We start from the raw sequence: 13,662 nt of genomic DNA, 5'->3' as shown, positions 1-13,662 counted from the left end.
CCGTCCCCAGCCGCCGAGGCTACGGCTACGGCTGGCCAGGGCTCAGGTCCGGCCGAGGTTGCGGGTGATCGCCTGCCGGGCGGCGGCGAGGACCTCGGCCCGGCCGGGACTCGCGGCAGGGGACGGCATCGTGCCGCGCGGCTCCTCGTCGCCATCGGCCACCCGGGCTGGGAGGTCCTGGTCGGCGACGGCCGAGTGGTCGGCGACGGCCGAGGCGTCCGGAGCGTGGTCGGCGGCGGCGGCGAGCAGGGCCGCGGGGGCGTGGTCCCCGAGGCGGCGCAGCAGGTCGGCGAGGTTGCGCAGGGTAGTCCACAGGTGTATCCAGTTCCCGGTGCGGGCGAAGTAGTCGATCACTTCGCGGTAGCCGGCCAGCGCCTCGTCGACCCGGCCGGCACGGGCTCGCACGGTCAGCAGCCCCACGGCCGCGATCCCGACGAGGAAGGTGGCACCGGAGCCGCGGGCCAGGTCGATGGCGGCGGTGTACCGCTCCTCGGCGCTCTCGTCGCGGCCCGCGTGGTTCTCGACCTCCCCGGCGACATAGGCGTCCCAGGCGCGCGATGACGGTGACACGGACACCACCGAGCCGCGTTCGTTCAGTCTCCGGGCACGCTCCAGGTCACCCGCGTAGGTCGCGGCGAGGGCGGCGACACCCAGGTTCTCGCGCGGGCGGCAGTCGAGCTCGAAGGCCGCGAGGGAATGTTCGATCGTCTCGGCATACGCGCCGCGGGCCAGGGTCGAGATCGACAGTGGCAGCAGGCAGCACGACCGGGCCGCGTCGTCGGTGGCAAGCGCCAGTCCGATGCGCGCGAGCCGCTCGGCCTGGGCATATGCGCCACGGTGGTACAGGGCGTCGGCGGCCGCGCCGAACACCGGGGCGGCGTGCCGATGGGTGGCCATCGCGGGGTCGGCGGCCAGTTCCTCGGCCCAGCCCCGGATCTCGATGAGATCGCGGTAGGCGATCGCGTCGTACAGCGTGACGACCAACGCGGCCGCCGCATCGAGATCCCCGCGGTCGCGGGCCAGCCGCCAGGCGGCCCGCAGGCTCGGCAGCTCGCGGCGCAGGGCCGCGTCGGCCTCGGGCTCGCGCTCCGTGCGCACCACGGCGTCGAACCATCCCGCGAACCGGCAGGCCCAGCGCAGCAGGTGGCCGGCGGCGGCCTCGTCCTCGCCGGCCGCTGCGAGCCGGTCCACGCCGAAGGCCCGGAGCGTTTCGAGCATCCGGTACCGCGGCTGCCCGGCGGCGAAATCCGCGTTGATCATGGAAGTGTCGACGAGGCGGGCGACGGCGCCGCCGGGATCGCCGGCCAGGCCAAGGTCCGCGGCGAGCCGTTCGGCGGTGTCGAGGCCGACGCCGTCGACGAAGACCGACAGATGGCGGAACAGGCGCCGTTCGTCAGCGGTGAGCAGCCGGTAGGACCACTCGATGGTCGCCCGCAGCGTTCGGTGCCGCGGGTCGCCGCTGGGCCGGCCACCGCCGAGCAGGTCGAGCGAGCGGTCCAGCCGATCTCGCAGGTCGGAGAAGGAGAAGGCCGAGAGCCGGCCCGCCGCGAGCTCGATGGCCAGTGGCATCCCGTCGAGCCTGCGCACGATGTCGGCCACGGTCCACAGCTCGCCCGGCGTCGGCGCCAGCCCGGGCCGCACCCGGCCGGCCCGCTCGAGGAAGAGCGCCACGGACGGCACGCGGGCAAGGCCGGCCGGGTCGACGGGATCCGTCTGGCCGCCACGGTCCGTCGGGTTGGCGGAGTCCGGCAGGCCAGCTGGGTCCGCTGGGTCCGCTGCAGCCTCGAAGCCGGCCGGAGCCGCGAGCGCCTGGCCGGACGGGCGAGGAAGCGGCAGCGGCGCGAGCCGCCAGACGTACTCCGCGGCCAGGCCCAGCGGCTCGCGGCTGGTGGCGAGCACCGTCAGCCGTGGGCACCTCGACAGCAGCGCGCCGACCGCGTCATGTGCCGCGTCGAGCAGGTGCTCACAGTTGTCGATCATCAGCAGGCCGGGACGCGCGCCGAGGACCGCGGCGCAGGCCGCCAGGACGTCGCCCTGGACGACCTCCAGGTCCAGGGCCGCCGCCAGCGCATGCGGCAGCGCGGCCGGGTCGGTGACGGGCGCGAGCGGCAGCACCGTCGCGACGTCACTCGACCGGGCCACCTCCAGCGCGACTCTGGTCTTGCCAACGCCGCCGGGCCCGACGAGGGTCACCAGCCGTTCCGTGGCAAGCAGCCGGTGCAGCGCCCCCACCTGCCCGTCGCGGCCGAAGAGCCGAGTCGCCGGGTGCGGCGCCGACCGGAACATCGGGGGCATCGGGGACGGCGAGGGCATCGGGGGTGCGGGCCTCGGGGACGGCGATGGCGGCGCGGGGGCCGCCATCGAGGGTGGCGGTGGCCCAGCGGCCCCGGCGGCGACGTCCCGCACCAGGGCATCCAGCGCCGGGGACGGATCCAGGCCGGTCTCCTCGACGAGCTGGCGCCGGTAGGCGGCCGCGACACGCAACGCCTCCGGTGCCTGGCCGGTCGCCGCCAGCGCGCGCATTGACAGCAGCACCGCGGGCTCGCGCAGCGGCTCGGCGGCGACGGACGCCGCGGCAAGGCCGGCGACCGCGGCCGCCTCCCCCTCGGCGAGTCCGGCCGCGACCAGCGCGTCGATCACCTCCCGGCGCAGCCGCGCGCAGCCCTCGATGGCGGCGGCGATCGGCTCGACGTCGCCGAGATCGGCGAGGACCGGGCCGCGCCACAACCCGTGTGCCCGGCGCAGCCGCGCGAACGCGCCGGCCGGATCCCGCCGCGCGGCGGCCAACAGGGCACGGGCTTGCGTCAGGTCCAGACCGTCGTCGCCGAGCTCCAGCAGATAGCCGTCGGGAAGCGTGCGCAACCGGCCGGCCGCCGCGGCCAGCTGCCCGCGCAGCCGATGGATCTGGCTGTGCAACGCCTGGCGGCCCGACTCCGGGACCTCCGCCGGCCACAGCGCGTCCACCAGCCGGTCGACCGGAACGATCCGGCTCTCGGCGAGTGCCAGCAGCACGAGCACGGCGCGCTGCTTCGGGCCGCGCACGTCGACCGGCACGCCGTCGACGACCAGCCGCAGCGGACCCAGCAGTTCCACCCGCACCGGCGCGAACCCATCCACCGTCGCCCACCCCCAGCGCGCCAGCATTTCCCGTCCCAGCCGCGATGGGGCGGACCTGACGAGAACCCGTCAGCCCTCCGAACCGTCGGCCCGTGGACGCCGTCCGAGGCCAGCGCGTCGTGGTTCCGCCTCGATCGGCCTTACGGCCGGCGCACCTCGTTCGAACCGGCCGCGTGGGCTCGATCAGAACCTGCCGCGAGCGCCACGTTAGCGGCGTGTCAGCGCATGCAAGTCGCGTGCAAGGCCACCGGCCGAATCTTTCCCTCGTCGGCCGGCACCAGCCCCGGCGGACGACGAGACGCGGACGGAACTACGAAGCACGGAAATGAGGAGACAGTCATGGACCACGCCAGGGTGATGGACTTCCTCGGGAGGGCCGTCAACGATCTCTCGGCCACCCACGCCGCCGGCTCGGTGGTGATTGGTCATCGGCTGGGCCTCTACCAGGCGCTCGCCCAGGGCCCCGCGACGCCGGAGCGGTTCGCCGAGCGCACCGGCTGCAACGAGCGATACCTGACCGAGTGGCTGCGGGGGCAGGCCGCCGGCGGCTATGTCGGCTACGACCCGGCTAGCGGTGAGTTCTCGCTCACGCCGGAGCAGGCGTTCTGCCTGGCCGACCCGAACGGTCCCAACATCCCGGGAGCGTTCCTCCTCTCGCTCGGCATGCTGCGGGCGGAGCCCCAGATCAGCGAGGCGTTCCGCACCGGCGCCGGTTTCGGCTGGCACGAGCACCACGAGGACGTGTTCCTCGGCTGTGACGCGTTCTACCGCCCCGGTTACGTGGCCGAACTGGTTCCCAGCTGGATCCCCGCGCTCGACGGGGTGGACGCGAAGCTGACCGCCGGGGCGCGGGTCGCGGATCTCGGCTGCGGGCTGGGGTCCTCGTCGATCCTGATCGCCGAGGCCTACCCGCGCACCACCGTCGTCGGTCTGGACTACCACGCCGAGTCGATCGAGCTGGCCCGCAAGAAGGCCGCCACCGCCGGTCTCGCGGACCGGGTCACCTTCGAGGTGGGCACGGCGCAGACGTTCACCGGCGGTGACTTCGACCTGGTGGCGATGTTCGACTGCCTGCACGACCTGGGCGACCCGGTGGGCGCCGCCCGGCGGGTGCGCGAGGCGCTGGCCCCGGATGGGACCTGGCTGCTGGTCGAGCCCTTCGCCGCGGACACGGTGGAGGGCAACTTCAACCCGGTCGGGCGCGCGTACTACAGCGGCTCGACGTTCATGTGCGTGCCCAACGCGCTCTCCCAGCCCGGCGGTCACGCGTTGGGCGCGCAAGCGGGCGAGGCGGCGATCCGGCGGGTGACGGCCGAGGCTGGCTTCACCCGGTTCCGCCGGGCCGCCCAGACCCCGTTCAACATCGTCTACGAGGTCCGCCCGTAACCGCCCTGCCGCGGGAAGGGCGCGCCGCCTCCAGGGTGCTCGATCTGTCCGTCAGGACGATCACAGCCCCTGGAGGAACCGGCGGCGGGGAACCACCGAGAGCCACGCGCCGGCGAACTGTCCGGACCGCGGCATATGGTGCGGTCGGTTCGGGCTCCGCGGCCAGCCCGCCCCACGGCCACGGATCGGATGTGGCGAGACACGCCGAAGTCGGGCGAACGTGCCACGGTCGCGTCCGGCCGGATAATGCGGAGCCGGGGTGATCGCGGTCCGGGCGTGCACGCTCCGAGCACGAGCACGAGGACGCGCGGCGGGCGCTGGGCGACAGACGGCGCGACGGTGGAGGTGACGGACCCGGTGACGGTGACGGAGGCTGGTGGCCGCAATGGCGCGCCGTCGAACGGCACGCGCCAGGCGACTCCGGACGACGCGGCCCTCGCGCCGGCCGGGCCGGCTGCCGCCCCCACAGCGGTCACCCCCCCGGTCGGGCGGGTGATGGGCACCGAAGAGGCGACCCCGCTGCTGTTCCACGTCGCGCTGAACGAGGGCAGCTACCTGCAGCTGGACGACGTGGTCGTCACGATCCGCACCGTGCCCGGGGTCGGACCGGTGATGACGGCCGGTGTGGTCACCCAGGTCGAGGCACGGCACGAGGGCGCGAGCTTCGACTCGGACGTATTCCTGATCGCCGAGGGTGTGCTGCCAGCCCAGGTGCAGGAGATCGCCGAAGTGACGACGACGCGCCTCGAACCGGAGATCTACGTCCCGCCCCGCCCGGGCGAGCTGGTGYGCCGCGCCACCGGCGACGAGCGGGCGACCGCGCTCTACTTCGACCAGATGGACCGCCGCATCCCGGTCGGCCTGGGCCGCGACGGCAGCCCGATCTACGTCAACCTGGAGTTCCTGGACGGCACCCGCGGCGCGCACGTCTCCATCAGCGGCATCTCCGGCGTCGCGACGAAGACCAGCTTCGCGCTGTTCCTGCTGTATTCGGTCTTCCGCTGTGGCGTGCTCGGCCGGGCGGCGGTGAACGCGAAGGCGCTGGTGTTCTCGGTCAAGGGCGAGGACCTGCTGTTCCTGGACCGGCCGAACATCCGGCTGACAGACGAGGTCCGCGCGGTCTACGACCGGCTCGGGCTGCCGGCCGAACCGTTCGCGTCCGCCGGCTTCTTCGCCCCGCCGCTGCCGGGCGACACCACCGGCCGCCCGCACGTCGCGGCACGGACGTCCGGCGTGAGCGCGTTCTGGTGGACCCCGCTCGAGTTCTGCCGGGAGGAGCTGCTCCCGTACGTCTTCGCGGACTCCGAGGACGATCGCCAGCAGTACACGATGGTCGTCCACCAGGTCACCAACCGGCTGCGCCTCGACGCCGTCCCGTTCGGCGCGGACGGCGGCGTCAAGGTCGAGGGGCAGGTCCTGCGGACCTACGAGGAGCTCGTCGACTTCGTCATCGACCGGGTGAACGACGAGGGCGCGCGGGCGAAGTGGGCAGGGCCGGCGACCGGCGCGGGCACGGTGAACGCGTTCGTGCGCCGGCTGCGCTCGTCGCTGCGGGCGCTGCGCACGGTCATCCGGGCTGACCTGCCGGACGCCGCGGGCCGGCGGGTCAGCACGGCCGGCCACCAGGTGACCGTCGTCGACCTGCACAACCTGCCGGAGCGGGCGCAGCGGTTCGTCGTCGGCGTGGTGCTCGCGGCGGAGATGCGGCGCAAGGAGGACGCGGGCCCCGGCGGGCTGCTGTTCACGATGCTCGACGAGCTGAACAAGTACGCGCCGCGGGACGGGACGAGTCCGATCAAGGAGGTGCTGCTCGACATCGCGGAGCGCGGCCGGTCGCTGGGCATCATCCTGGTCGGCGCGCAGCAGACGGCGAGCGAGGTGGAACGGCGGATCATCGCGAACAGCGCGATCCGGATCGTCGGGCGGCTCGACCCGGCGGAGGCGGCCCGGCCGGAGTACGGGTTCCTGCCGCCGAGCCAGCGCGCCAGGGCGACACTGGCGAAGCCGGGCTCGATGTTCGTCACCCAGCCGGAGATCCCCGTCCCGCTGGCCGTCACGTTCCCGTTCCCCGCCTGGGCGACCCGGCCGTCGGAGGCGGGCGACGACGACGCCCTCACAGCGCCGGCGACGGCCGCCGGCGGGCCCGCGGTGCCCGCGCCGTCCCGCCCGGACCCGTTCGGCCAGCTACCCGACCCCGACGACGACCCGCCGCCCTTCTGACCGCGCGACCGCGCGACCGCCTGACCACCTGATCGCCCGACCGCCTCCACCGCACCGCTCGTCCAACGGCCGGCACGCCCCGCGCCCGGCCGCGCCGCGAAGGACAGCTCGCCATGAGGTTTCTGCACACGTCCGACTGGCACATCGGCAAGTCGCTGAAGGGCCGCAGCCGGCTCGACGACCAGGAAGCGGTGCTGCGCGAGGTCGTCGGCATCGCCCGCGCCCAGGAGGTCGACGCGGTGCTGGTGGCGGGCGACGTCTACGACTCGGCGGCGCCGTCCGCGGAGGCGCAGCGGCTCGCCGTCCAGACGCTGCTCGGCCTGCGCGGCACGGGCGCCGAGGTGATCGTGATCGCCGGCAACCACGACCATCCRCGCTCGTTCGAGGCATACCGGCCGCTGATGCACGCCRCCGGGATCACGATGGTCGGCACGGTGCGCAGGGCGGACAAGGGCGGGGTCGTCCCGTTCACCGCCCGCGGCACCGGCGAACCGGTCCGGGTGGCCGTGCTGCCGTTCCTGTCGCAGCGCTACGCGGTGCGCGCCGCCGAGCTCGTGACCCAGACCCCGGCCGAGAACGCGGCGAGGTACGACCAGATGGTGCGCGACCTGCTCGCCGCGCTGTCCCGCGGTTTCGACGACGACGCCGTCAACCTGGTGCTCGCGCACCTCACGGTGACCGGCGGGAGGTTCGGCGGCGGCGAGCGGCTGGCGCAGTCGATCTTCGACTACTACGTGCCGGCGACGGCGTTCCCCGCCGACGCGCACTACGTCGCGCTCGGCCACCTGCACCGCCGCCAGACGCTGCCGGCGCCCTGCCCGGTCGAGTACTGCGGCTCCCCGCTCGCCGTCGACTTCGGCGAGGAGGACTACACGCCGGTGGTCCGGGTCGTCGACGCGTCGCCGGGCGTCCCGGCGAAGGGCGTGGACATCCCGGTCACGGCGGGGCGGCGGCTGCGGACGGTGCGCGGCGCCGTGGCGGAGCTCGCGGAGGCGGCTGCCGAGTACGGCGACGCCCTGCTGCGGGTGTGGGTACGCGAGCCGGCGCGCGCCGGGCTGCGCGAGCAGGTACTGGAACTGCTGCCGAACGCGCTGGAGGTGCGCATCGACCCGGAGTTCGCCGCCGCGGCCACCGGTTCGCGGCCCAGCCGCCTCGCGGACGGGGGGCAGCGCGGCCCGACGGACCTCTTCCACGAGTACCTCGGCACGCAGAACATCGCCGACGACCGGGTGGAGGCGCTCTTCGCCGCCCTGCACGACGAAACTGTCGGAGCCGACCGGCATGGTTAGCCCGACGGCCCCGGTCGTCGTCGCTGGTCGGGAGGCCGCCGGGGGCCGACGGGCGCCGGAAGGAGAGAGCTGATGCGACCGGTGCTGCTGGAGATCGCCGGTTTCGGCTCGTTCCGGGACCCGGTGGCGGTGGACTTCGCGGATGCTGACTACTTCGCGCTCGTCGGGCCGACCGGGTCCGGCAAGTCGACCGTCATCGACGCGATGACGTTCGCCCTCTACGGTTCGGTGCCCCGGTGGAACGACCGGCGGATGGTGTCGCTGGCCCTTGCCCCGACGGTGGCGCGCGGCACGGTGCGGCTGGTGTTCGACGCGGCCGGCAGCCGCTTCGTGGCGGCCAGGGAGCTGCGCCGGATGGCCAGCGGCGGGGTCACGGTGCGCAATGCCCGGCTGGAGAAGCTCGCCGACCCGGCCGGGCTCGGCGCCCCCGGCGACCAGACCGAGGTGGTCGCGGCGGACTCCGAGGTGAGCAGGGCCGTCGAGGCGCTGCTCGGCCTGAGCTTCGAGCACTTCTGCGTCTGCGTCGTGCTCCCCCAGGGCGACTTCGCCGAGTTCCTGCACGCCAAGCCGGCGGACCGGCAGAAGATCCTCACCAAGCTGCTCGGCCTGGGCGTCTACGACGAGATCCGCGTCGCCGCCAACAACCGCGCGACCGAACAGCGCCACCGCGCCGAGGTGCTCGACAGACAGCTCGACGGCTACCGCGACGCCACCGAGGAGGCCGAGGCCAGCGCCGCCGGCCGGGTGGACACGCTCGTCGAGGTCGCCGGCCTGGTCGACGCGGCGCTCGCCGACGTCGCCGCCAAGGCCGGCGCCGCCCAGGAGGCCACCGCCGAGCTGGACCGGGCCCGCGCCGAGCGGGACCTGCTGGCGGCGGTCCGGACGCCGGCCGGCGTCGCCGAGCTGACCACCCGGCTGACCAGCGCGAGCCGGACCGCCGCCGAGACGGCCGAACGCCGGCAGGCGGCCGAGCGGGCCGACACCGCGGCCCGCGACGACCTGGCGGCCGCGCCCGCACGCGCCCCGTTGGAACAGGCCAGCCGTGACCACGACGAGCTGGGACGGCTGCTCGCGGCCCAGCCCGAGGCCCAGGCCACCCACACGGCCGCCCGCGCGGCCCTCGACCGGGTCACCGCCGCGGTCGCCGAGACCCGAGGTGCCCGGGACACCGCGGCAGTCGCGCGGGACGAGGCCGCCCGGCGGGCACGGGAGGCGGCCGACGAGGTGACCCGGCTGCGGGCCGACCGCGACCTGCTGGCCGGTGTACGCACCCCACCGGGTGTCGTCGAGGTCGCGGGGCTGCTGCGCGCCGCCCAGCGCGCCGCCGCCGAGGCCGCGCGGCACCGCCAGGCCGCGGAGCGGGCGGACGACGACGCCCGGGCCGCGCTCCTCACCGCTCCCGACCGGGCCGTTCTGGAACGGGCCCGCGAGGCGCATCACGAGCTCGACCGGCTGCTGCCGGCGCGCGCCGAGGCCGACCGGGCGCACGTGGCCGCGCGCGGCGCCCTGGCCGCGGCGATCGCGGCGGTCGAGGATGCCCGGCGCGGTCACGGCGACGCGGCCGCGGCGCTGGATCGGGCGCGGACGGACGACCTCGCCGCCGCGGTCCGCCCGCATCTCGTCGCCGGCGAGCCGTGCCCGGTGTGCGAGCAGAAGGTCGTCACCCTGCCCGCCACCGCCGGTCACGAGACGGCGCTGGAGTCGGCGCGCGCGGCGGCGGACGCGGCCAGGGCGGAGCTGGAGGCCGCCGAACGACGCTCGGCCGACGCCGGCCGGGCCGAGTACGAGGCCAGGCTTCGCCTGCGCCAGCTCACCGAGCGCGAAGGCGAGCTACGGCGCGCGCTCACGGACGCGCCGGACCAGGACGGCGTCGCGGCGGGTCTGGCCGAGATCGCCCGTCGCGAGCAGTCCGCCGCCCGGGCGGCGCGTGAGCTGGCGGCGGCGCGCCAGGACGCGGACACGGCCGAGCAGGCGGCCGCCGGGCTCGCGGCGGCGGGCGCGAGGGCGCGGGCGGAGCTCGCGGCGGCCCGCGACCCGCTGGTCGCCCTCGGCGCGCCCGGCCTGGTCGACGAGCCCGGCGATCCTGCCGGCCCCGCCGGCGGGGCCGGCGGGACTGGGACCGATCTGGCCGGAAGCTGGGCTCGGCTGGTCGGCTGGGCTGGGGAGCTCGCCGCCGAGCGGACGACCCAGCTCGCCGGCGCGGCGGCCCGCGAGGCGACCGCCCACGAGGCCCACGCCGCCGCCGAGCGCGCCCACGGCCAGGCGTCGGGGGCGGCGGACCGGGCCGAACGCGACCAGGTCGCGGCCCTGCACGACGAGCGCACCGTCGCGAGCCGGCTGGAGTCCTTGAGCACCCGGATCACCCGGCTGCGCGCCGCCCTCGCCGACGCCCCCGCGGCCGCCGAGGTTGCGGCGGCGCTCGCCGAGCTGGACCGGCTCGCGCTGGCGGCCAGGGACGCCGACCAGCTGTTGCGCGCGACCCGGGCGGAGGCCGACGCCGCCGGCACCGAGCTGCGCCGTGCCCAGGACGAGCTGCGGGACGCCCAGGCCGTGCTGGCCCGGGCCCGCGACCAGGTCGTGGCACTCGGCGCGCCGGCGCTGGCCGTCGACGACCTGCTCGCCGGCTGGACGTCACTCACCGGCTGGGCCGGCGCCGGGACGGCCGCGCGGGAGCGCCGCCTGCCGGGCCTGCGCGACGCCGTCACCCGCGCCGGGCAGGCCAGGGACGGCGCGACACGGGCGCTGGCCGAGCTGCTCGCGGCCCACGGCATCCAGCCGGCCGCGGCCACGGCCGCCGACGCCGCGGCGCGCGCGGTGTCCGCGGCCCTCGAACGGGCCAGGGCGGACCGGGACCGGATCGCCGAACGGCGCGCCGAGGCCGCCGGGCTACGTGACGGGCTGACCCGGGCGCGAGAGGCGGAGCAGGTCTCCCACCAGCTCGGGACGTTGCTGCGTTCCAACGGATTCCAGCGCTGGCTGGTCGCCGCGGCGCTCGACACCCTCGTCGCCGACGCGTCGCTGACGCTGGCGGAGCTGTCGGGTGGGCAGTTCGAGCTGACCCACGCGGACGGCGAGTTCATCGTCGTCGACCACGCCGACGCCGACTCCGAGCGCCCGGTACGCACCCTGTCCGGGGGGGAGACCTTCCAGGCCAGCCTGGCGCTGGCGCTGGCGCTGTCGGCGCAGCTCACGATGATGGCGGCGGCCGGCGCGACCCGACTCGACTCGATCTTCCTCGACGAGGGTTTCGGCACCCTCGACGACGCGACGCTCGACATCGTCGCGACCACGCTGGAGAACCTGGCCGGCGGCGGCGGGGGAAGCGCCGGGCGGATGGTCGGCATCGTCACGCACGTCCGTGCGCTGGCCGAACGGGTTCCGGTCCGTTTCGCGGTGAGCCGCGACCAGCGCACCTCCACCGTCACCAGGGAGAACGCTTGACGACCACCACGGGCCTCACCCCGCCGGCCGCGGCGCCGTCGGCCGCCGGGGGCATGCGGTTCAGCGTCGACGCCTGGGATCCGAGCTACGGCACCAGCGTGGCCGGGGACGACCTCGCGGACTCCAGCGCCCGCGTCGAGGTGAACCTGGAGGTCAGGGCCGCGGCGTGGCGTCCCATGGCCGTGCCGTCGGCCAGGGCTCGGTCCGTCGCCGTGCCCTCCGCCGTGCTGTTCGTGGACGGCGTGCGCCGGGTCGAGGCGAGGGCCTGGATCCATGACCTCGCGCCGGACGGTGCCGCGGCGGCCTCCGCCGCGCCGGCCATCTGCGCCTCCTACGCCGGCGGCGTCGTCTGCTGCTGCGGCGAGGGCGCCCACCTGCTCGGTGCCCATGTCCGCCGCGGCCTGTTCACCGCCGCCAGCCACGCGACCGACCTGCGCACCGGCGGCGGCCGGTACCGCGTCAGGATGGCCAAGGACGGCCCCGACGGCCCGACCCTGGCCCTGCAGCAGGAGCTGCTCGAGCTGGAGGTCCGGACCGCCGGCAAGGCGCGCCGTGCCCACCAGCTGATCCAGACCATCGACGACGATGACGCCCTGTTCGCGGACGCCCTCGCGGGTGAGTTCGGCGTGGACGCCGACGGTCAGCCGTGGCCCGACCAGGGCGCCACCGACCAGCACCCCACAGACCAGCGCACCGCCGACCAGGCCGGCGGGCGGGCGGACGACCTGCTCGTCGTCGACGGCCCGCTGCGCGGCCGGACCCGCCTGCCCCGCACGCTGGGCTTCGTCAAGACCCATCACACCCAGTACCTGCCGGCGGCGCAGCACGCAGTCGTCGGGGCGCTCGACCGGGCGGAACGCACGCCGATCTTCCTGCTGAACAACCGCCGGGACGCCAGCTGGGACCGGTTCAGCTGGTATCTGCGTCTTCCCAGCCGGCCCGGCGCTCCCTGGGCCGGCGTCGCCCGCGTCGAGTGCCGAGCCGACCTGGCCCTGGACGAGGCGGTCGCGCTCGCGGACCTGAGCCAGGCGGTGCTGCCGCGGTTCGCCTCCCAGGAGTTCAAGGACGGCCGCGCTCCCCAGAACCTTTACCCCATCGCGGGGCTCGAGCGGGCGCTGCGCCGCCGCCTCGGCGACGCCCAGCTCCTTTACCGTTCCCTGCGCCGCGCCGCCGTCGGCTGACGGCGCGAACCGGCTGACGTCCGCGCGGTCGTCGGCCGACGGCGTTCTCAGCTCTTGGTGGCCCGGTAGTAGCGCAGGGCGCCGTCGTGCAGGGGGATGGGTGACGTGGCTATGGCGCTGCGCCGGTCCAGCGCGTAGGCGACCGGCACCCGGTCGGCGATCTCGGCGCGGGCGTCGAACAGGATTCTGGTCACCTCCTCGACCAGCCCCGGATCGGTGTCCGCACGAGTGATGAGCAGGTCGGGCACGGCGACCGTCGGCGTGTCGACGGCGTCGCCAGCCAGCGGGTAGGTATCGGCGAGGATCGCGCCGGAGCGGTAGACCGGGTCCCACTCGGCGTGCAGACCGGCGGCGAGCTGGCCGAGCGGGACCAGGCGGATCGGGGTCTGCTGGGCAAGCTCTGTGATACCGGTGGTCGGCAGGCCGCCTGACCAGAAGAACGCGTCGAGGTCACTGTCCTGCAGCGCGACCACCGACTCGTTGATGCCGAGCCGGCTGGTGCTCAGCGTCGCCGGGTCGATCCCCGCGACGGCGAGCATCCGTTCGGCGATCAGTTCGGTGCCCGACCCGTCCGAGCCGACCGACACCCGCTTGCCTGCGAGGTCGGCGATGGTATGGATCGGGGCGTCCGCGCGGACCACCAGGTGCACGTAGTCGTCGTAGATCCGGGCCAGTGCGCGGATCGGCACCTGGTGGGTGAACGGCGCCCGCCCGGCCACGGCCGCGGAGGCGGCGTCGGCAGCGGTGAACGCGAAGACGTTCGCCGACCGGGCGACCTGGCGCACGTTGTCGACCGACGCCGTGGTGGCCATCGCCTGCGCCTGCACCCCGCCGAGGCGGCGGTTGACGGCCGCGGCGAGCTCCACCCCGTAGGTGTAGTAGATGCCCTTGGTTCCGCCGGTGAGGATCATGATCGTGCCGTGCCGGTATTGGTTGTCCTGCTCGTCCCTGGCGACCGCCGCGACGGTGATGGCCATGCCGGTGAGCACCGCGGTGGCGGCGGCCACGACGGTGAGCACGCGCCGACG

7 protein-coding genes are annotated in these 13,662 nt (G+C 75.3%); 5 read left to right on the top strand and 2 right to left on the bottom strand.

All coding sequences use genetic code 11. The features are described from left to right. Positions 1-42: 42 nt before the first annotated feature. Complete coding sequence (locus BCD49_RS14395) at positions 43-3,117, bottom strand: AfsR/SARP family transcriptional regulator (RefSeq protein WP_035927375.1); 3,075 nt, start codon at positions 3,115-3,117, stop codon at positions 43-45. Positions 3,118-3,456: 339 nt separating this feature from the next. Here BCD49_RS14395 and BCD49_RS14390 point away from each other — a divergent pair, with 339 nt between their 5' ends. The 5 genes from BCD49_RS14390 to BCD49_RS14370 all read left to right on the top strand — a co-directional run bounded on the left by BCD49_RS14390 (position 3,457) and on the right by BCD49_RS14370 (position 12,634). Further along, positions 3,457-4,503: a class I SAM-dependent methyltransferase gene (locus BCD49_RS14390; protein ID WP_007514681.1), complete on the top strand. Its 1,047-nt coding sequence runs from the start codon at positions 3,457-3,459 to the stop codon at positions 4,501-4,503. Between the two features lie 357 nt (positions 4,504-4,860). Continuing rightward, positions 4,861-6,723, top strand: a complete 1,863-nt coding sequence (locus BCD49_RS14385) for an ATP-binding protein (RefSeq protein WP_116439397.1) — start codon at positions 4,861-4,863, stop codon at positions 6,721-6,723. 113 nt (positions 6,724-6,836) lie between these two features. Next, positions 6,837-8,012, top strand: a complete 1,176-nt coding sequence (locus BCD49_RS14380; RefSeq protein ID WP_071041567.1) for a metallophosphoesterase family protein — start codon at positions 6,837-6,839, stop codon at positions 8,010-8,012. 72 nt (positions 8,013-8,084) lie between these two features. Beyond that, entirely contained in the window at positions 8,085-11,453 is a 3,369-nt protein-coding gene (locus tag BCD49_RS14375) for an AAA family ATPase (protein ID WP_071041566.1), read from the top strand. Beyond that, complete coding sequence (locus tag BCD49_RS14370; protein WP_007517029.1) at positions 11,450-12,634, top strand: hypothetical protein; 1,185 nt, start codon at positions 11,450-11,452, stop codon at positions 12,632-12,634. Before BCD49_RS14375 ends, BCD49_RS14370 begins: the two co-directional genes overlap by 4 nt. 47 nt (positions 12,635-12,681) lie before the next feature. On the opposite strand, the gene BCD49_RS14365 is transcribed toward BCD49_RS14370, so the two are convergent. Continuing rightward, a complete protein-coding gene (locus BCD49_RS14365; RefSeq protein ID WP_232794006.1) occupies positions 12,682-13,653 on the bottom strand; it encodes a TAXI family TRAP transporter solute-binding subunit in 972 nt (323 codons plus the stop codon). Between the last annotated feature and the right edge of the window lie 9 nt (positions 13,654-13,662).

This window comes from Pseudofrankia sp. EUN1h, assembly GCF_001854645.1.
Lineage (GTDB): Bacteria > Actinomycetota > Actinomycetes > Frankiales > Frankiaceae > Pseudofrankia > Pseudofrankia saprophytica.
Note: the sequence above shows the minus strand (reverse complement) of the source record. Positions and strands in the feature narration are given on the sequence as shown.

Excerpts from the sequence above, each read along its gene's own strand:
- BCD49_RS14375 (WP_071041566.1), top strand. The coding sequence starts at position 8,085 with ATGCGACCGGTGCTGCTGGAGATCGCCGGTTTCGGCTCGTTCCGGGAC.
- BCD49_RS14390 (WP_007514681.1), top strand. The coding sequence starts at position 3,457 with ATGGACCACGCCAGGGTGATGGACTTCCTCGGGAGGGCCGTCAACGAT.